This window comes from Haloferax prahovense, from assembly GCF_000723845.1.
GTDB lineage: Archaea > Halobacteriota > Halobacteria > Halobacteriales > Haloferacaceae > Haloferax > Haloferax prahovense.
Genome location: NZ_LK053001.1, coordinates 367149 through 385121 on the forward strand (window position 1 = coordinate 367149; position 17973 = coordinate 385121).

The following is a 17973-nucleotide window of genomic DNA, read 5'->3' on the forward strand; positions in this document are numbered from 1 at the left end:
CGTTATCCTCCGTACCGCCCGTACCCCGACGCGAACCGAAGTTGGAGGTACATCAGAATCGACACGACGACGAACAGAATCACGGACTGCGCGGACGCCAGCCCGAGGCTGTTGAACTGGAAGGCGTCGCGGTAGAGCTTGAATATCAGGAAGTTCGTGGCGTCGCTGGGACCGCCGCTCGTCATCAGGTCCACGAGCGGGAACGTCGAGAAGAACGCGTATATCGTGTTCATGATGACGAGGAACGTCATGGTCGGTGCGATCATCGGCACGTACACCTTGTACAGCATCCTGAACCGACCGACACCGTCGATACGGGCGTTCTCAGTCAGTATCTCGGGGATGTTGTTCAGCGCGGCGACGATGAAGATGATGTTGTAGCCGAGCTGCTTCCAGACCGCGACGACCGCGAGTATCGCAAACGCCTGCGGGCCGTCGTTAAACCAGTCCAGCGTAAAGGGCGTCAGAAGCTCGAGGTAGTGGGTGAAGATGCCGAGGTTCGGGTGCAGGATGAAGTTCAGGAGAATCGCGGCGACCGCCGGCGGGAGTGCGTACGGCCAAATCGCGGCGACGAGATACACGGACGACCGGACGTCGACGGAGAATATCAGGTAGCCTATCAGCAGCGAGACGCCGAGCGTTCCGAAGACGACGACCGCCGCGAACGCGACCGTGACGAGGAAGCTGTACTGGTAGACGTCCGAGGTGAGCAGGCTGACGAAGTTCCCGAGCCCGGTCCACGTCTGTCGCTGTCCGAGGAACAGCGTCTCGTAGAGGCTGAGACGGAACGTCTCGAGCGCGGGGTAGTACAGGAACGCGACGAGGACCGCCGCCGTCGGGAGTAACAACAGCGCCGCCTGAAGCGTCGAATCGTACGGTTTTGTGGCAGTAGACATGTAAATAACGTGTCGGGGGAGCCTACTCGCTCCCGTCGTAGTTGCCGTTGTAGCCGGCGAGCGCCTCGCCGACCTGCGTGTCCATCCGCGACAGCCCCTCCTCGACGCCGAGTTGGTCGTTGATGATGCTGACCGATATCTCCTCGTTGATGGACCGGGTCTTGGGGAAGACGCCCATCACCGCGCCGCGCGTCGCGGGCGTATCCTCGGTGTCCTGTAGCTGGTCGAACGCCGTGCTGAAGTTGGGGTTGTTCTCGAACCAGCCGTCGTTCGTGAGTCGGTCGATGGCGCTCTGCCGAACCGGGAAATAGCCGCTGTTGCGATGCCAGCGCGCCTGTTGTTCGGGCTGTGTGACGTAGGCGATGAACTCGCCCGCGGCCTGCTTCTTCTCGTCGGCGAGGGCGTCGGGAACCCACAGCGACCCCCCGCCGATGACGACGCCGGTGTTCGCGCCGTCGGGCGTCGGCAGGTAGCCGGTGCCGAGTTCGAAGCCGTTCTCCTTCGCGCCGGACTGCATCGAGACGATGTTCGACGTGGAATCCCACAGCATCGGCACCTTCTGGGTGAGAAACGCCTGTCGCGCCTCTCCCCACGCCTCGATGCCGGGGTTGAGATAGAGGCCGTCTTGGGCCATCTGCTTCCACCAGGAGTAGACGCTGCGCCCCGCCTCGGAGTTGAAGAACGTCTGGTCGGGTCGACCGTCGCGGCCGTTTTCCTGGTTCACGAGCACTTGGTCCTGCTTCGCGAACTGCTGTTCGATCTGCATCCACGTGTGGTTCGGCCAGCTGATTCCGCTCTCCATGTCGGTCTGGTCGACGATGGTCTGTGCGGCCTGCCGGACTTCCGCGAGGCTCCGCGGCGGGCTTTCGGGGTCGAGGCCGGCCGCCTCGAACGCACTCTTGTTGTAGAGCATGATGGTGTTCGAGGAGTTGAACGGCATCGAGTTCAGCGTCCCGTCCATGCGGTAGTAGTTCAAGACCGACGGCAGGAAGTCGTCGAGGTCGATTTTGTCTTCGGGCAGAATCTCCTCGACTGGCGTGAACGAACCGCTGTCGAGCGCGAGTCGCGTCCCGACCTCGAATATCTGGACGATTCCCGGCGGGTCGCCGGCCCGCGACGCTTGCAGCGACTGATTGAGATTCTGTCGGTAACCGCCGTTGTTGACCGCCTCGATGGTGATTCCGTCGTGCTGCTGTGAGAACTCGCTGGCCATGTCTTCTAGCGTCTGGCCGAGTTCTCCCCCGAAGATATGCCAGAACGAGACGCTCACGTCTTGAGCGCCCGACGAGCCGGCCGTCGTTCCCGACTGTTCGGCGCTCCCGCCCCCGGTCTGGGTGGGTGAATCGCCTCCGCCGGAACAGCCCGCGAGTCCCGCGACGCCGACGGCCCCCGCCGTTGCGAGGAATCCGCGCCGACTGGTTGTGCGTCCGATAGCTCGGTTCGTCATTTCGGCTCGTTCGCCGTCAGGGCCATTTTCAGGCATGTATCGGAACATATCCGAACACATAATTTAAATTTTACTATTATATCCCAAATAATTAGACATATGTTGTTCTCTGGTGTGACTCGTACCGCTCTGATTGGGGTATAAAAACCACGTCGGCATCGAGCGTCGAGTCGGAATCACGGACACGGCCCCGTGGTGACGACGTCCCATCGGTCGACGGTGAGGGCGTCGACGCCGACCGACCGGAGGGTCGTCGCAGTCGATTCGTCGTCGACGGTCCACGCGTCGACGAGCAGGCCGGCGTCGTGCGCGCGCTCCACGAGGTCCGTGGAGGTGCACAGGCCGTGTTCGACGTGAACGAACTCGCAGCCCCGCTCGGCCGCCCACGCCAACTCCGCGGAAACCTCGTCGCGGAACGAGTAGCCGATATCAGCCGCTGACGGCGTCTCCAGGGCGATGCCGACCGCTTCGCGCGACGGGGACGAAAAGACGACCCGCTCGTCGAGCGTCTCGACGGCCGCTAAGGCGTCTTCGACGAGCCCCGGGTCACGGGTATCGAGGTTCATGCCGGTGCCCGCGGGCCACTCGTCGACCACCCGCTCGAAGCGCGGAATCGTCGCTTCCGACCCGCCGACTCGAAGCGCTGTGAGGTCGTCGACGGCGGTTTCGGCGAGTTTCCCCGAGACCGTCGTCAGCCGCGACAGGTCGTCGTCGTGAAACGCCACCAGTTCCCCCGAGCCACAGCGCATCACGTCGACCTCGACGAGGTCGACGTGGGGGGCAGACTGCTTGACCGCGGGAATCGTGTTCTCTGGATACTGGCCCGCACAGCCTCGATGCCCGATAGTGAGCATACGATACGTCACCGGCAACGACTTATCAACCGTGCTATGATAGCAACGTACTGAACAGATTACTATTGAGACAACATAGCAGTCACAATATACGAGTCCCGGCCAAGCCGGTGTATGGTTGACGACCGTTACCTGTGGACCGCGATTCGGGCGGCCGAGGTCGCCGGCGACGAGTTACGGGCCCGCTTCCGGTCGGGGTCTCGCGGGCGGTCTCGCGACCGCCCGGCGGACGAGGCCGCCGAAGAGCGCATCATCGACGTGATAGCAACCGCGTTTCCGGACGACAACGTCGTCTCCGAGGAGTGCTCTCCGGAGTTCCGCCCGAAGCCGCGTTGGGTCATCGACCCGCTCGACGGAACGGTCAATTTCCACAACGGCGTGCCGCACTTCTCCGTCTCTGTCATGTACGAGGGTGCGACACGGCCCGACGTCGGCGTCGTCAACTACGTTCCGGCGGACCAGCTGTACGTCGCAATCGAGGGCGAAGGCGCGTTCGTCAACGGACGGAAGCTCTCGGTCTCGAACGCCGCGGAGCTATCGGACGCGCTTGTCGTGACCGGATTCGACTCGCTGGCCCGAGCGAACGGCGACGGCGCGTATCTCGAGGCGCTCTGCGAGTCGACGCGAGGTGTTCGCCGGATGGGATCGGCCGCCGCGGAGTTGGCGCTCGTCGCCGCCGGCCGCTTCGACGTGTACTTCGAGCAGAACCTCGATATGTGGGACACGAGAACTGGCCCGCTCCTCGTCCGCGAGGCCGGCGGCGAGGTGACACACGTCGAAGCGATAGACGACGTGACCGGCGACACCGTCGTCGCGTCCAATCAGGCGCTCCACCGACAGGTCATCTCGCTCATGTCTCGGCACAGCGCCCTCGGGTGAGTGACGCGTCTCGGGCGGCGATTCGGTAGGTTGGCGGTTTGTGTTGGCTGTTTGGTGGTTCGGTGGTTCGGCGGTTTATCCACACTCTCAGTCGTCTCTCGCCTCCCGCCGTTTGACGGCCTCCGGGTCGAAGTCGTTGACCGCGCGGTTCGGTTCGAGGCCCGCCCGCTCGACGACCTCGATGTCGGCCGCCGGCGACTGGCCGTCGGTCGTCAGGTAGTCGCCGGTGAGGACGCCGTCCGCGCCGGCCTCGAACGGCAGGTGTTGCTCGTCGGGCGCGAGATTCGCCTCCCGGCCGCCGGTCAAGCGGACGCGCGCGTCGGGGTGGAGCAGTCGGTAGACTGCGACGGTCTTGACGAGTTCCGTCGTCGTGATGTCGGCGTGGTCGGCGTCGCCGAGCGGCGTCCCGGGGACGGGGTTGAGCACGTTCACCGGGAGCGACTCGACGCCGATTCTCTGGAGTTCGATAGCGGCGTCGACGCGGTCGGCCGGCGTCTCGCCCATCCCGAGGATGACGCCGGCACAGAGGTCCATTCCCGCGTCTTTCGCCCGGCGGAGCGTCACGAGTCGGTCCTCGAAGTCGTGGGTTCCGACCACCTCGTCGAAGTACCGCGGCGAGGTCTCGATGTTGTGGTTGTAGTGGTTCACGCCCTCGTCGGCGAGGATTCGCGCTTCCTCCTCGGTGAGCAGGCCGAGCGAGGCGTCGATTTCGACGCTCGTCTCGTCGCGGACGAGTCGAATCGCCTCCAGCACGTCCGCCCACTCGTCGGGCCGGCGCTCCTTCGAGACGCCCTTCTCGGCGACGACGATGCCGAACCGCTGTGCGCCGTCGCGTTCGGCCCGCCGCGCGGCGTCCAACACCGACTCCGGTCCGAGAAAGCTGTGCGTTTCGACGCCGGTGTCGAAGTGCGCCGACTGCGCGCAGAAGCCGCAGTCCTCGGCGCAGTCACCGGCCTTGGCGTTGACGATGGAACAGGCGTCGACGGTCCCGTCGGAGCGGACGGAACGGACGTAGTCGGCCCCCGCCGCGAGGGGCTCGACCGGCTGCGCGATGAGCGCTACCCCGTCGGTCCGGTCGAGTTCCTCGCCGCCGAGCACTCGCCGCACCGCGTCGTCGACAGTCGGGTTTCCAGTCTCGTAAACCATATCTCATCTCTAAGTTGACGAGTTCAAAAACCCGTTGCCTCGTCGACATTCACTGCCCCGGTCGTCGACTCTCCGACAAGGTGCCTTCCCTGCTGGCATCACAACACTATTCGAGCCACTGGCGAAACTCGTACTAGTTCTATGGCTCTCTCGGATACCGACGTCTCCGACGTGGTCGACTCGCTCTCCCTCGACGAGAAGTGCTCGCTCGTGCGCGGCGCGGCGGACCCCGAGGGGACGGCGACGGGCTACGTCCCCGGAGTCCCCCGACTCGACATCCCCGAGCTTCGTCTCGCCGACGGGCCGCTCGGGATTCGTATCCCCGGTCGCTCGTCGACCGCCTTTCCGGCTTCTATCGCCGTGGCGTCGACGTTCGACCCCGAACTCGCGCGGCGACAGGGCGTCGCGATGGCCCGCGAGGCCAAAGCCAGCGGCCAGCACGCGGTTCTCGGTCCCGGGCTGAACCTCGTTCGCGTCCCCAACTGCGGGCGCAACTTCGAGTACTACTCCGAGGACCCGGTCGTGACGGCCGATTTCGCCGCCGCGGCCGTGGAGGGCCTCCAGTCAGAGGACGTCATCGCCACGCCGAAGCACTACGTCGCCAACAACCAGGAGACGAAGCGACTCGTCGTCAGCGCCGAGGTCGGCGAGCGGGCGCTCCGAGAGCTCTATCTCCCCGGATTCGAGGCGGCCGTCGAGGCCGGCGCGGGGTCGGTCATGACCGCGTACAACCGCGTCAACGGGACGCACATGAGCGACCACCGGCGGCTCGTCACCGAGGTACTGAAAGACGAGTGGGGCTTCGACGGCTACGTCGTCTCCGACTGGTTCGGAACCGCGAGCGCCGTCGGTGCGGCCACCGCCGGCCTCGACCTCGAAATGCCGGGTATCTCGCTCGAAGCGCTCCACGAGGCGTTCGGGATCGACCCCGACGCCGAGATGCTGGCGGAGGGCGACGACGAGAGCATCCCGGCCGGCGAGACCACGACGCCCAAGTTCGCGACCGAACTGAAACCGGCGGTCGAGTCCGGTGCGGTCCCGGCCGACCGCCTCGACGATATGGTCGCGCGAATCCTCGGGCAGATGGCCCGTATCGGCCTCCTCGACGGCGAGTGGGGCGACGGCGGCGCGCTCGACACGGCCGAACACCGCGACCTCGCCGCGACGCTCGCCGCCCGCGGCACCGTTCTCCTGAAGAACGACGACGGGGCACTTCCGCTTTCCGACGACGCCGACGTCGCGCTCGTCGGCCCCGGTGTCGCGGAGGCGATGCTCGGTGGCGGCGGCTCCTCCGAGGTCACCCCCGCCCGCGAGGTCTCGGCGCTCGAAGGAATCCGCGCCCGGACCGACGGCTCGGTCGCGTTCGAGCCCGGCGTCGAGCGCGTCGTCACGCCCTCGTTCTTCGACGGCGGGGACGCCGACTCCGATGGCGACGCCGACGACTTCCCCGGCGGGAAGACGCCCGACATCGACGCGGCGGCCGACTGCGCCCGCGAGGCCGACGTCGCGGTCGTCGTCGTCAGGGACGCGACCACGGAGGGCGCGGACCGCGAGTCGCTCCGACTCCCCGGCGGACAGGACGAACTCGTCGCGGCCGTCGCCGACGCCGCCGACCGGACCGTCGTCGTCGTCCAGTCCGGCGGCCCGGTCGAACTGCCGTGGCGCGACTCGGTCGATGCTATCGTCGAGTCGTGGTACCCCGGACAGGCCGACGGCGACGCGCTCGCGTCGGTCCTCTACGGCGACGCCGACCCCTCGGGCCGCCTCCCGGTCACGTTCGCGCCCGAGGGGTCGTATCCCGCGGCCTCCGAGGTACGATACCCCGGCGTCGACGACGAGGCGCGGTACGACGAGGGCGTCTTCGTCGGTTACCGACACTTCGACGCCGCCGACGCGGACGACGAGCCGACCTACCCCTTCGGCCACGGGCTCTCGTATGCGACCTTCGAGTACGGCGAGGCGGAGGTGCGCGGCGACGACGCAGTCGCGGTCGAGGTGACGAACGCGTCCGACCGCGACGGGAGAGAGGTCGTCCAGGCGTACGTCCGGCCGCCGACCGTCGCGGGCGTCGAGCGCCCGACGCGAGAACTCGCCGGCTACGCGGCCGTCGAACTCGCCGCCGGCGCGACCGAGACGGTCGAACTCACCCTGTCCGAGCACGCGTTCCGAAGATACGACGACTCCGAGGGGTGGACTGTCGACGCCGGCGACTACGTCATCGAGGTCGGTCGCTCGTCTCGCGACGTTCGAGCCGAGACGACGGTGTCACGATAGACTGCCGAACGAGCTATTCGGTGCGCTTCAACCGTTCGCGCCGCCGTTCGAACTCGTCGTCCGAGAGTTCGCCCCGCGCGTAGCGGGTTCGGAGGACCGACAGCGGCCGTTCGTTGGGTTCGGTCTCCCGCCGCTTCCCGAGGGCGAAGACGAGGTACAGCGGAACCGCGAGCAGTAGCCCCATCCAGAGGAGTCCCCAGAGGCCCATCCCGCCGCCGAAGAGCCCCCACCCGCCACCCATCATGCCGCCGCCGTACCCGCCGCCCATGGCGGCGGCCGTGCCGGTCGCCGCGACCAGTAGCGGGACCGCGAGCATCGCGAGTCGGCGAGCAGTACGTCCGAGGTGCGTGTCACATTGTGTCATATTTCGAATCGGTGAGTTGCGGTGTTCTGTCGAGGCGATTCAGCCGGTCAGAGCCGTCAGCAGTGGCCCTGTCCGTACATTCCGCCGTTCTGCCCGTACATTCCGCCGTTCTGTCCGTACCTTCCGTGGTCGTGGTCGCCGTCAGCCATGTCCCGGGCCATCTCGTCGACGGTCACGCCCATGTGCGACTCCATCCACTCGACGCTCTCCGGTCCCATGTGTTCGGTCATCTGCGACTCCATCCACGCCGCCCACTCGGCGGCGGTTCCGCCGGCCGGGGCCGCGTCGTCGACAGCCGTTTCGTCGCCGTGTGCGCTGACCGCGGGCGCGGCGACCGCGAGTCCGACGATTGCGAGCACCGCGAGCAGCCAGCGGCCGAGTTTGACGTTGGTCATTGTGTTTCTCCTCGGTTGGTCGTAGGGTCGCTCCGGGGTTATCGGGATGGGTGTGAAAACTGCGCTGAGAGCGTTCGAGAACGTTTATACTGCGCTCTAATCGTTTTTCAGAAACGAGACCGTTCATCCGCGCCGAATTCGTCGGTGTCGGGTTTCTCCGCGTACTCTCCCGTACCGGTTCGGGCACCCCGCGGGAGAAGAGACGCCGCGGCGGTCGGCTACGGCGCTTGGTTCTGCTGTAACTCGTCGCTCGGATAGATTCGATACGTCCGCCCCTGTCGCTCGCGGTACAGCAACCCGCGTTTTTCGAGGGCGCTCACCGTCTGGCTCACCTTGCTCTTCGAGAAGTCAGAGCGGTCCCGGAGTTCTATCTGCGTGATACCGGGCGAGGTGAGAACCGGTTCGAGCACCCGGCGCTCGTCCTCCGGCAGGAGGTCCAGCACGCGAGTTCGCGGGTGCGACGCCGAGGGACTCGTTTCCTCCGATTCCTCGGCTTCCGCCGGCGGTTCGGACCGCTCTCGCTCGGTCGGATTCACCGTCTGGTCCTGAACGCGCTCGCTCGCGTCCGCACCGTCGAGCGCGTCTCGAACCGCGAGATACCCGCCGCCGATGACGGTCGCGGCGAGGACTGTCCCGAGGACGTACCACAGCGGGTTCGTTCCGTGAACGGCCCCCATCGACGTTCCCATATCCATCATCGAGCCCATCTGCTCGAACGCTTGCTGTCGCTGGTACGCCTGCCAACTGAGCGCCCCACCGATGAGAACGGTGCCAGCGACGAGCGCGCCGACGACCGCGTCGGCCCGTCGCCGATTCATCCGTCCCGCCTCGGTTCGCCGTGGTGCTCGTTCATGCACGGTGATTGGAGCGACACCGGTGTACCAGTTGTGATTGCCTCGTCCACTCCTGCGTGCGCTCGGTGGGGTCCGGGATGACCCGCGATGTTTTCGATTCCAAGATACCGACCGTCTCAGAGCCGATGTTTCGAAGGGAAAATCCGCATAAGGTCGGAGAGCGTACGTTTCTGTGTACGTCGGCGACTGTCTCCGTCGAGGGATACCCGCTGACCGTGAACAGAGAGCCGAAGTCGCGTGATACGATGCGCTTCTCGCGTCTGCGAGAACCTAGACGGTTCGAGGACCGCATGCCGCTCGACGACCGCCTCGCCGCCCGCTCCCGAATCTCCTTCGCCTGACCGCGCCGCGCTGTTTCAGGCACCGGACAAGATACGGGGAACGGCACCACCCACCAATCCATGAGCACCCACCCAGACCACGACCACGACGCTTCGTCGCACCACCATCGCCAGGCTCACACCGACCATTCGGGCCACGAACAGATGTTTCGGCGGCGGTTCTGGGTGTCGCTCGCGCTGTCGTTGCCGGTCGTCTACTTCAGCGAGTTCGTCCAAGGTGTCTTCGGCTACACCGCACCGACGTTCCCCGGAAGCGTCTGGATTACGCCCGTCCTCTCTATCGTCGTCTTCGCCTACGGCGGTGTGCCGTTCCTCTCGATGGCTCGGACCGAACTGGAAAGCCGCGAACCGGGGATGATGATGCTCATCTCGCTGGCGATTACCGTCGCGTTCGTCTACTCGATTGCGAGCCTGTTCATCGAGGGGACGACGCCGTTTTTCTGGGAACTCGTCACGCTCATCGACGTCATGCTCCTCGGTCACTGGATGGAGATGCGGTCGGTCCGGCAGGCTTCCGGGGCGCTCGACGAACTGGCCAAACTCATGCCCGACACCGCCGAGCGCGTCACCGAGCGTGGAGACACAGAGGAAGTCCCCGTCTCCGCGCTCTCGGAAGGCGACGTCGTGCTCGCCCGGCCCGGCGCGTCGGTTCCCGCCGACGGCGAAGTCGTCGAAGGCGAGTCGTCGGTCGACGAGTCGATGATTACGGGCGAGTCCCGCCCCGTCGACAAGGACGCCGGTTCGGAGGTCATCGCCGGCACGGTCAATCAGGACGGGAGCCTCCGCGTGAGGGTCACGAAGACGGGAGACGAGACGGCGCTGGCGGGCATCATGCGTCTGGTCGAGGACGCCCAGCAGTCCAAATCCCGCACGCAACTCCTTGCGGACCGCGCGGCGGGGTGGCTGTTCTACGCCGCGCTCGCCGTCGCGGGAGTCACGGCGGTCGCGTGGGTTCTCGCGGTCGGGTTCAGCGTCGGCGTCCTCGAACGCGTCGTGACGGTTCTCGTCATCGCGTGTCCGCACGCGCTCGGTCTGGCGGTCCCGCTCGTGGTCGCAATCAACACCTCGACGGCCGCCCGGAACGGGATGCTCGTCCGCGACCGAATCGCCATGGAAGAAGCCAGACGCCTCGACACCGTCGTCTTCGACAAGACGGGCACGCTCACGAAGGGCGAACAGGGGGTCGTCGGCGTCGAGACCGCGGGCGACTGGGACGAGACGCGGGCGTTCGAGGTCGCCGCGGGCGTCGAGGGCGACTCGGAGCACATGATCGCCCGCGCGATTCGGAACGCCGCCGCCGACCGCGACGTTCGACGGGCCACGGTGTCGGACTTCGAGAACCTCCGCGGACTCGGCGTCCGGGCGACCGTCGACGTTCGACAGAGCGGCGCTCTGTCGAGCCAACCAGAACCCGAATCGGGTTCTGGCGACGGCGAGACGGTGCACCTCGGCGGCCCCAACCTGCTGGAGAGACTCGGTATCGAGCGTCCCGACGAAATCGCGTCGTTCGCCGACGAGGCCGGCTCGAACGCGCAGACCGTCATCTATCTGATTCGCGACGAGTCGGAGGTCGTCGCGGCGTTCGCGCTCGCCGACGTCGTCCGCGAGGAGAGCCGGCGGGCCATCGAGGCGCTGCACGCGATGGGAATCGAGGTGGCGATGCTGACCGGCGACTCCGAGGACGTCGCGCGCGCCGTCTCTGCGGAACTCGGCATCGACCAGTATTTCGCGGAGGTCCTGCCCGAGGAGAAAGACACCAAAATAGCGCGGCTCCAGTCCGAGGGGAAACGGGTCGCGATGGTCGGTGACGGGGTCAACGACGCACCGGCGCTCGCGAGGGCGGACGTCGGCATCGCCATCGGCTCCGGCACCGACGTCGCCATCGAATCGGGCGATATCATCCTCGTCGACAACGACCCCGTAGACGTGGTTCGGCTCGTCAAGCTCTCGAAGGCGAGCTACCGAAAGATGCAGGAGAACCTCGTCTGGGCAACCGGCTACAACGTGTTCGCGCTCCCGCTCGCTGCCGGCGTCCTCGCGCCCGTCGGTATCCTCCTGTCGCCGGCGGTCGGCGCAGTGTTCATGTCCCTGTCGACGATTATCGTCGCTATCAACGCCCGCCGGCTCCGGGGCGTCGACCTCTCGGCCTGATGGGAGGCCGTCTGTGCTATAGCCTCCGGTTGACGGCTCGTACATATCTCCCATTCCGCGTGCTTTCACACGTAGGGTACACGTTCATTAGCCGCCGCGGCGAGTCACGATTGCCATGTTTTCACGTGACAATACTTCGCGGACCGCTGTGCCCCGGATGCCGGTGCTCGTCCTCATCGGAGGCCCCTAACGATGGTTGCCCGAACCGACCCGTACCGACAACTTCGGTTCGTGCTCGAAATCGAGGGACTCGTGACCGCCGGGTTCAGCCGCTGTGACCTCCCGTCTGCGACCTCGGCGGTCGTCGAGTACCGCGAAGGGGCAGACCAGCCGACGCCGCGGAAGCTTCCCGGACTGAACGAGTACGGGCCGCTCGTGCTCGAAGTCGGCGTGACCGACCGGTCGCTCGAACTGTCCGAGTGGCGGACGCTCGTCGAGCAGGGCAAGATGACCGAAGCCCGGCGCGACGCCGCGGTCGTGTTGCTGGACGCGACAGGCAACCCCGCCGCTCGCTGGGTCTTCCGCGAGGCGTGGCCTTCGCGGTACGACGCGCCCCGATTGGACGCGATGACCTCCGAAGTCGCCGTCGAACGCCTCGTCGTCGTCCACGAGGGATTCGCTCGCGTCGCGGTCGAAACCGGTGACGACGAGGACGACACCGAGAGCGACGGCGGCTCGACCCCGTCGCTCCCGGACCTCGACTTCCCGGTCGGCGAGGGACTGCCGCAGGGAATCGACGAACCGCGACTGAAGACGAGCCGCGCCGGCGACGAGGAGCCCGACGAGACGTGACCGCGGCTGAGTCGACTCCCTACGGTGCACACCGCTTTCGGGTTCGGTGCGACGCGCTCCCGAAACTGGGGTTCTCCGAGGTTCGCGGGCTCTCGGTGGCGGTCGAGTCCACGAACGGAGACGCGGCGCGGTCCGACTCGCCGCCGCCCGAGACCGACCGCTACGACCGCCGCGCGCGGAAGCGACCGGGTCCGCGACCGCGGCCTCCCTCGCCGTCGCGCCGAGCGACCAGTTCGCCGCCGCTCGAACTCCGCCGAGGCGTCACCGACGACCGGTCGCTGTGGGCGTGGTTCCGGTCGTGGGTCGACGGCGAGACGACCCCGCAGGACGTTCGCATCTGCCTGCTCGACGCGACCGGCGAACCGGTCCGCGGGTGGGTCTGCCGGTCGGCGACGCCGGTCAGGTGGACCGGGCCGCACCTCGTCGCCGACGCGGCCGCGGTGGCGACGGAGTCGCTCGAACTGAGCCACGAAGGAATCGACTCGCTCTCCGACCTCGACGAGTGCGCCGACTGAACTGGTGGTTGGCGCGCCGGCCTACCGGGCGGAGTCGCTCAACTGTCCTTTGGGGCCGCTGTCTTCCGGTTCCAGCACCGCCTCGTATTTGCCGCGGTAGTACAGCCACCCGAAGACGAGCAGCGTCAGGGGAAAGAACACGAGGGCGACGAGCGCGGCCGGCGGGAACAGGACGAACAGCGCGAACGTCTGCCACGAAACGAGCGTGTCGCGTGCCATACTCGAAATTCAAACCACGTTGTCATGTGTCTTCGGGCGCGCCCGAGGTCCGTCGCAAGTCGGGTCTCGGTAGGTTCCACTGGTCTCTGTCGCCCGAGACGAGTGCGGTATTTTCACCACCTTTTATTTGGTTTGACGCGAAGTAGGGGGAAGTGACTGATATCTCAGATTCTCTTCGGCTCCTTTTCGAGACTTCGGTCGAGCGAGACGGCGACCGTTACGTGGTGTCGATTCCGAGCGAACTCGTCGAAAACGGGTCGATTTCGACGGAGGAACTGTACCGCGTCGCGCTGTTGACGAGTCCGGGCACCGCGTCGACGACCGAGGTTTCGGCCGAACCGACGGCAGCGAAGACGACCGACGGCCGCGGCATCAGTTCGGACGGCGAGCGGGAACCGGAGGCCTCGGCGTCGGATTCCCGCGAGGCGCGTTCACAGCCGCGAAAACCGCCCGTCGCGGAGGGCGACGTCCGAGCCGTCATCATCGACACGCTCGGCGACCAGGGCGACGGCATCGCGAAGGTCGAACGCGGCTTCGTCATCATCGTCCCCGGCACGGAGCCCGGCGACCGCGTCGAGGTCGAAATCACCGACGTGAAACAGACCGTCGCGTTCGCGGAACCGGTCGACGGCGCGGGCGCCAACTGACCCGTCGAGACCGACCGCGGCTTTCGCCCCGCGGTGTTGGCATATTCCAACCGGGGCCCCATTAGGTTCCGAGCCGTAGCCGTCGGTACCACCGCATGTCCGAACGAACGCTCCGTCACGCCTCTTCTCCACGCGACGACACACGAACCGAGTCTCCCCGAGCCGACCGCCCGGCGTTCGAATCGAGCGTCGACGTCGACGCCGCCGCCGACGCTGACGGCGGCCCAGGCGCGCGGGCGCAGTCGACGCCCGCGAACCAATGGCGCCCGACCGTCCGACAGGGCATCGCGCTGTGGGCGCTTATCGCGGTCGGCTGGGCGGTCGTTCCCGACGACCATCCGCTACAGATTGCCGTCGCCGTCAGCGGCGTGTACGCCTCGCTTCTCCTGCCGACGGCGCTCTACTTCGACTTCCGGGAGCGACGCCCCGAATCGAGCCTCCGGCGGGCAGTCCGCGGGACTGCGAGCGCGTTCGCCGCCCGCGCCCGCGGCGCTCTGCCGGGACGCGGCGGTGCGACTCGCTCGTCGTGCACGTGCAATCGCTGACGGGTCCGAGAACGTTACTGCGTCCTCGCGGCCGAGCCCGAACGGTTTGAACGCCCGGCTGAAAACGAAACGGACCGAATCGAAGAGAAAAGCGGCTTTTAGCGCCCGAAATCCCGCGTTACGCGGTCGAACCCACGGTCATCTCGCCCGACTTCTGGGTCGCTTCGAGGAGTTCGCGGTAGCGGTTCCTGATTGTCACTTCGCTGATGTCGGTCACCTCGCTCACCTCGGACTGCGTCAGTTCCTCGTCGGCGAGCAGCCCGCCGGCGTAGATGGCCGCCGCCGCGAGGCCGACGGGGCTCTTGCCGCTGTGGATACCCTGTCGCTTCGCGTTGTCGAGGAGCGACCGAGCGCGGCGCTCCACGTCGTCCGTCACGTCGAGTTCGGAGACGAACCGCGGGAGGTACTGCGCCGGGTCGGCCGGCTTCATGTCCAAGCCCAGCTCGCGGGAGACGTAGCGGTACGTCCGGGTGAGTTCCATCTTGTCGACGCGGGAGACGCGTCGGACCTCGTCGAGCGAGCGCGGGACGCCGGCCTGTCGGGCCGCGGCGTAGATGGCGGCCGTGGCGACGCCTTCGATGGAGCGGCCGGGGAGCAGGTCGTCGTCGAGGGCGCGGCGGTAGATGACCGAGGCGGTCTCGCGGACGGTGTCCGGAAGCCCGAGCGCCGAGCCCATCCGCTCGACCTCGCCGAGCGCCTGCTTGAGGTTGCGCTCCTTGGAGTCGCGGGTGCGGAACCGCTCGTTCCACGTGCGGAGCCGCTGCATCTTCTGACGCTGTCCCGACGACAGGGAGTTGCCGTAGGCGTCTTTGTTCTGCCAGCCGATGTTGGTCGACAGCCCCTTGTCGTGCATCATGTTCGTCGTCGGCGACCCGACGCGGGACTTCTGATCGCGCTCCGCGGCGTCGAACGCGCGCCACTCGGGGCCGCGGTCGATTTCGTCCTCGCGGAGGATTTCGCCCGTCTCGGGGTCGACCCACTCGCCGTGTTGCTCGTCGTAGACGAGGTCGGTCCGGTCTGCGACCGCCGCCTCGGACGACTCGGCCTCGTCTTCGTCGCGCTCGTCGCCGGACCGTCGGGCCTCTGGCTCCGCCGTCGGTGCCGACTCGTCCCGCATCGAACGCCAGTCGACGTGTTTCGTATCCATTGAGTATCGGTTTATTCTCTATCGAGGGTAATGGGCCCTCGGTTGGAATATGCCAAATACCTTCGATTCGAGGGGTGACGGCCGGAGAGCGATTCCGACCACTCAGCCCCGGAGCGCGTCGATAGGCCGCTCGTTCGCCGCCCGCCACGCGGGGTACGCGCCGGCGAGCAGGCTGGTCAGGATACCGAACCCGACCGCCCCGGCCAAGTACAGGAGCGCCGACTGCGTGAAGGCGAAGGGGTCGCCGAGGAACAGCGCGTTCGCCACCATCGCCACGACAACGGCGATAGCGAGCCCCATCGCCGATCCGAGCGCGCCCAGGAGCACCGCCTCGACGAGGAGAATCCGGACGATATCGCCTTTCCCGTAGCCGACCGCCCGCAGGACCCCGATCTCCTCGCGGCGCTTGATGACGGCCATCAGCATCGTGTTCGCAATCGAGACGCCGGCGACGAGAAGCGAGATGGAGCCGAGGCCCGCGAGGAACGCGTTGATTCCGTTCACGAGCGTCTTGAGCAGGCGGACGAGCGAGGTGAGTTCGAACACCAACAGCCTGTCTTTCCGGTCGTTGAAGCGGTCTCGGAGCGCCTCGGCGACGGCTTCGGCCCTGTCAGTCGACTCTGTCATCACCTGCACGCGACTGTACTGTCGGTCCCCAGTCTCCTCGATGGGGAGGTACAGCCGACTCCCGCCGAACGACTGGGTCTCGGCCAGCACGGCGACGACGCGGTAGGTGTGTTCGGTCTCGATCGTCCCGGTGGCCGTCTCCGTCTCGGAGACGAACGTGAGGCGCTCACCGAGTTCGACGCCACGGTCGGCCGCGAACTCGTGGGAGACGACGACGCTCTGCCGCCAGTTCAGGGGAATCTCTCCCCGCGCTATCTCGTGTGTCTTCCGGGGGTCGTCGACGTAAGTGACAGTCACCCCCTCGCGGGTGCCGTCGTCCGTTATCAGCTCCATATTCCCGGTCTGCGTCGCCACGACCGCGGCCGCCCCGACCGTCTCGTCTATCGCTTTGACGTCCTCTCTGTCGAAGTGCGACGCCTCCATGTCGGCCCCCGGCGAGACGTAGACGTTCGTCGCGCCCTGGGCTTGGATGCTCTGCAGTTGGCTCTGCTTGAACGCCGCGCCGCCCGCGCCGATTGCGCCGATTGCGACGACGCCGATGAGTATCGAGGCCGCCGCGAGTATCGACCGGACCTTCGCCCGCGAGATGTTCCGCCGGGCGATGACGAGCCGCGGGAACCGCCCGGCGATTCGGTGGCGCAGGCTCATCGTCTCTCGCCCCTCGTTCGCGTCATTCTAACGCCTCCACGGGCCGCTTGTTCGCGGACTTCCACGCGGGGTACACGCCGGCGAACAGCGACGTGAGAACGCCGAACAGCGCCCCGAGACCGACGTATCGAAGCCCCGCGGCCGTGAACGCCAGCGGGTCGCCGACGAGGAACTGGTTGAGCCCCATCCCGATGCCGAGCGCGAGCGGGACGCCGATTGCGGCACCGACGAGCCCGAGGATGGTCGCCTCGGCGAGAAGCAGGCTCACGACCGCCCGCTTGGGATAGCCGACCGCCCGCATGACGCCGATTTCGCGCTCGCGCTCTATCGCCGTCATCAACATCGTGTTCGCGATGGTGACCGCGGCGACGAGGAGCGAAATCGAGCCGACGCCGATGAGGAACTGGTTTATCATCTCGAACGTCTGACTGAAGCGCTCCCGCTGTTCTTGGACCCCCGAGACGGCGATGGTTCGCCTTCGGGTGTTGAACTCCGTCTCGAGGCTCTCGGCCGCCTCGTCTATCGACCCCGTCTGCGGGTCGACCCTGACGATGACCGAGCCGTACTTCGAATCGGAGTCTTCGAGCTGGCTGAGGCGGTCGAACGGGAGGAACACCGAGCGGTCGGCCTGTAGCTGGTCGGCGAACCCCTGCGGTTCGAGCACCGCAGCGACGCGGAACGTCCGCTCGAAGCTCCCGTTTATCGTCACCGTCAGCTGGTCGCCCGTCTCCACGTCGTTGTTGTCGGCGAACCGGGAGCCGACGACGACCTGCTGTCGCCAGCTATCGGGTATCGACCCCGATTGCGCCTCGTAGAACGTCCCGAGGGCCGCCAGTCCCTTCACCTGCGCCGAGGGGGAGGTCTCTCCCGACGACGTGCGGACGACGGTGTCCCAGCGCTCGATGACGGGGTGTACCGTCGCGCCCGAGGTCACCTGTCGCATTCGACTGACGTCCTTGTCCGAGATGCCGCCGACGATGTCCCCGTCGTCGTTCTGGTAGTAGACGGGGCTGACGGTGGCGGTCCCGCCGAACCCCTCGTACGCCTCCATCTGGTCCTGTTTGAACGCCTCGCCGCCCGCGCCGATGGTCCCGATGGCGACGACGCCGATGACGATGGCGACGACGGCCAGCGTGGTCCGCGCGGTGGCGCGCGACAGGTTTCGGCGGGCCAACACGACCGTCGGGAACCGGGCGGTCACCCGGCGGAGCCAACTCACGGGGACGCACCTC

18 protein-coding genes are annotated in these 17973 nt (G+C 66.8%); 7 read left to right on the forward strand and 11 right to left on the reverse strand.

The genetic code is table 11. The features are described from left to right. Positions 1-2 precede the first annotated feature (2 nt). The 3 genes from BN984_RS16665 to BN984_RS16675 all read right to left on the reverse strand — a co-directional run bounded on the left by BN984_RS16665 (position 3) and on the right by BN984_RS16675 (position 3197). Positions 3-896 (reverse strand): carbohydrate ABC transporter permease, encoded by an 894-nt coding sequence (locus tag BN984_RS16665; RefSeq protein WP_049968780.1) that lies wholly within the window; start codon positions 894-896, stop codon positions 3-5. A gap of 22 nt (positions 897-918) precedes the next feature. Beyond that, a complete protein-coding gene (locus BN984_RS16670) occupies positions 919-2391 on the reverse strand; it encodes an ABC transporter substrate-binding protein (protein ID WP_081909253.1) in 1473 nt (490 codons plus the stop codon). 128 nt (positions 2392-2519) lie between these two features. Then, positions 2520-3197 (reverse strand): glycerophosphodiester phosphodiesterase, encoded by a 678-nt coding sequence (locus BN984_RS16675; RefSeq protein ID WP_049968781.1) that lies wholly within the window; start codon positions 3195-3197, stop codon positions 2520-2522. Positions 3198-3311: 114 nt separating this feature from the next. Here BN984_RS16675 and BN984_RS16680 point away from each other — a divergent pair, with 114 nt between their 5' ends. Beyond that, positions 3312-4076, forward strand: coding sequence for an inositol monophosphatase family protein (locus tag BN984_RS16680; RefSeq protein ID WP_049968782.1), 765 nt, complete (start codon positions 3312-3314; stop codon positions 4074-4076). 87 nt (positions 4077-4163) lie between these two features. Here BN984_RS16680 and bioB read toward each other — a convergent pair whose 3' ends face one another. Then, positions 4164-5222, reverse strand: a complete 1059-nt coding sequence (gene bioB, locus BN984_RS16685) for a biotin synthase BioB (protein WP_049968783.1) — start codon at positions 5220-5222, stop codon at positions 4164-4166. A 141-nt stretch (positions 5223-5363) separates the two neighbouring features. On the opposite strand from bioB, the gene BN984_RS16690 reads away from it, so the two are divergent. After that, complete coding sequence (locus BN984_RS16690; RefSeq protein ID WP_049968784.1) at positions 5364-7496, forward strand: beta-glucosidase; 2133 nt, start codon at positions 5364-5366, stop codon at positions 7494-7496. A gap of 13 nt (positions 7497-7509) precedes the next feature. Here BN984_RS16690 and BN984_RS16695 read toward each other — a convergent pair whose 3' ends face one another. The 3 genes from BN984_RS16695 to BN984_RS16705 all read right to left on the reverse strand — a co-directional run bounded on the left by BN984_RS16695 (position 7510) and on the right by BN984_RS16705 (position 9073). Continuing rightward, positions 7510-7860 (reverse strand): SHOCT domain-containing protein, encoded by a 351-nt coding sequence (locus BN984_RS16695; RefSeq protein ID WP_049968785.1) that lies wholly within the window; start codon positions 7858-7860, stop codon positions 7510-7512. A 56-nt stretch (positions 7861-7916) separates the two neighbouring features. Then, entirely contained in the window at positions 7917-8255 is a 339-nt protein-coding gene (locus BN984_RS16700) for a hypothetical protein (RefSeq protein WP_049968786.1), read from the reverse strand. 218 nt (positions 8256-8473) lie between these two features. Beyond that, complete coding sequence (locus BN984_RS16705) at positions 8474-9073, reverse strand: helix-turn-helix transcriptional regulator (RefSeq protein ID WP_049968787.1); 600 nt, start codon at positions 9071-9073, stop codon at positions 8474-8476. A 437-nt stretch (positions 9074-9510) separates the two neighbouring features. Between BN984_RS16705 and BN984_RS16715 the strand changes: the two genes are divergently transcribed. From BN984_RS16715 to BN984_RS16725, 3 genes are all read left to right on the forward strand, one after another. After that, on the forward strand, positions 9511-11601 hold the full coding sequence (locus BN984_RS16715) for a heavy metal translocating P-type ATPase (RefSeq protein WP_394325026.1): 2091 nt from the start codon (positions 9511-9513) through the stop codon (positions 11599-11601). Between the two features lie 192 nt (positions 11602-11793). Then, positions 11794-12393, forward strand: a complete 600-nt coding sequence (locus tag BN984_RS16720) for a phage tail protein (RefSeq protein WP_008097214.1) — start codon at positions 11794-11796, stop codon at positions 12391-12393. Next, positions 12390-12908, forward strand: coding sequence for a phage tail protein (locus BN984_RS16725; RefSeq protein WP_049968788.1), 519 nt, complete (start codon positions 12390-12392; stop codon positions 12906-12908). The genes BN984_RS16720 and BN984_RS16725 overlap by 4 nt, the downstream gene beginning before the upstream one ends. A 21-nt stretch (positions 12909-12929) precedes the next feature. Here BN984_RS16725 and BN984_RS16730 read toward each other — a convergent pair whose 3' ends face one another. Then, entirely contained in the window at positions 12930-13127 is a 198-nt protein-coding gene (locus tag BN984_RS16730; RefSeq protein ID WP_008097216.1) for a hypothetical protein, read from the reverse strand. Between the two features lie 152 nt (positions 13128-13279). Here BN984_RS16730 and BN984_RS16735 point away from each other — a divergent pair, with 152 nt between their 5' ends. Both BN984_RS16735 and BN984_RS16740 read left to right on the forward strand, forming a co-directional pair. After that, positions 13280-13774, forward strand: coding sequence for a TRAM domain-containing protein (locus BN984_RS16735; protein ID WP_049968789.1), 495 nt, complete (start codon positions 13280-13282; stop codon positions 13772-13774). 95 nt (positions 13775-13869) lie between these two features. Next, positions 13870-14319 (forward strand): hypothetical protein, encoded by a 450-nt coding sequence (locus BN984_RS16740; protein WP_049968790.1) that lies wholly within the window; start codon positions 13870-13872, stop codon positions 14317-14319. A gap of 118 nt (positions 14320-14437) precedes the next feature. Here the strand turns inward: BN984_RS16740 and BN984_RS16745 are convergent, their stop codons facing one another. The 3 genes from BN984_RS16745 to BN984_RS16755 form a co-directional block, all read right to left on the reverse strand. Further along, complete coding sequence (locus BN984_RS16745) at positions 14438-15466, reverse strand: transcription initiation factor IIB (protein WP_008097219.1); 1029 nt, start codon at positions 15464-15466, stop codon at positions 14438-14440. Between the two features lie 102 nt (positions 15467-15568). Next, the gene (locus BN984_RS16750; RefSeq protein ID WP_049968791.1) at positions 15569-16741 is read right to left on the reverse strand and encodes an ABC transporter permease; all 1173 of its coding nucleotides are present in this window, start codon (positions 16739-16741) and stop codon (positions 15569-15571) included. Between the two features lie 22 nt (positions 16742-16763). Next, positions 16764-17960 (reverse strand): ABC transporter permease, encoded by a 1197-nt coding sequence (locus BN984_RS16755; protein ID WP_049968792.1) that lies wholly within the window; start codon positions 17958-17960, stop codon positions 16764-16766. Positions 17961-17973 lie beyond the last annotated feature (13 nt).

Bases quoted from the DNA above. Each gene is read 5' to 3' on its own strand.
- BN984_RS16680 (WP_049968782.1), top strand. From the start codon at position 3,312: ATGGTTGACGACCGTTACCTGTGGACCGCGATTCGGGCGGCCGAGGTC.
- BN984_RS16670 (WP_081909253.1), bottom strand. From the start codon at position 2,391: ATGTTCCGATACATGCCTGAAAATGGCCCTGACGGCGAACGAGCCGAA.
- BN984_RS16715 (WP_394325026.1), top strand. From the start codon at position 9,511: ATGAGCACCCACCCAGACCACGACCACGACGCTTCGTCGCACCACCAT.
- BN984_RS16740 (WP_049968790.1), top strand. From the start codon at position 13,870: ATGTCCGAACGAACGCTCCGTCACGCCTCTTCTCCACGCGACGACACA.
- BN984_RS16700 (WP_049968786.1), bottom strand. From the start codon at position 8,255: ATGACCAACGTCAAACTCGGCCGCTGGCTGCTCGCGGTGCTCGCAATC.
- BN984_RS16665 (WP_049968780.1), bottom strand. From the start codon at position 896: ATGTCTACTGCCACAAAACCGTACGATTCGACGCTTCAGGCGGCGCTG.
- BN984_RS16705 (WP_049968787.1), bottom strand. From the start codon at position 9,073: ATGAATCGGCGACGGGCCGACGCGGTCGTCGGCGCGCTCGTCGCTGGC.
- BN984_RS16730 (WP_008097216.1), bottom strand. From the start codon at position 13,127: ATGGCACGCGACACGCTCGTTTCGTGGCAGACGTTCGCGCTGTTCGTC.
- BN984_RS16675 (WP_049968781.1), bottom strand. From the start codon at position 3,197: ATGCTCACTATCGGGCATCGAGGCTGTGCGGGCCAGTATCCAGAGAAC.
- BN984_RS16750 (WP_049968791.1), bottom strand. From the start codon at position 16,741: ATGAGCCTGCGCCACCGAATCGCCGGGCGGTTCCCGCGGCTCGTCATC.
- bioB (WP_049968783.1), bottom strand. From the start codon at position 5,222: ATGGTTTACGAGACTGGAAACCCGACTGTCGACGACGCGGTGCGGCGA.
- BN984_RS16695 (WP_049968785.1), bottom strand. From the start codon at position 7,860: ATGACACAATGTGACACGCACCTCGGACGTACTGCTCGCCGACTCGCG.
- BN984_RS16690 (WP_049968784.1), top strand. From the start codon at position 5,364: ATGGCTCTCTCGGATACCGACGTCTCCGACGTGGTCGACTCGCTCTCC.
- BN984_RS16720 (WP_008097214.1), top strand. From the start codon at position 11,794: ATGGTTGCCCGAACCGACCCGTACCGACAACTTCGGTTCGTGCTCGAA.
- BN984_RS16745 (WP_008097219.1), bottom strand. From the start codon at position 15,466: ATGGATACGAAACACGTCGACTGGCGTTCGATGCGGGACGAGTCGGCA.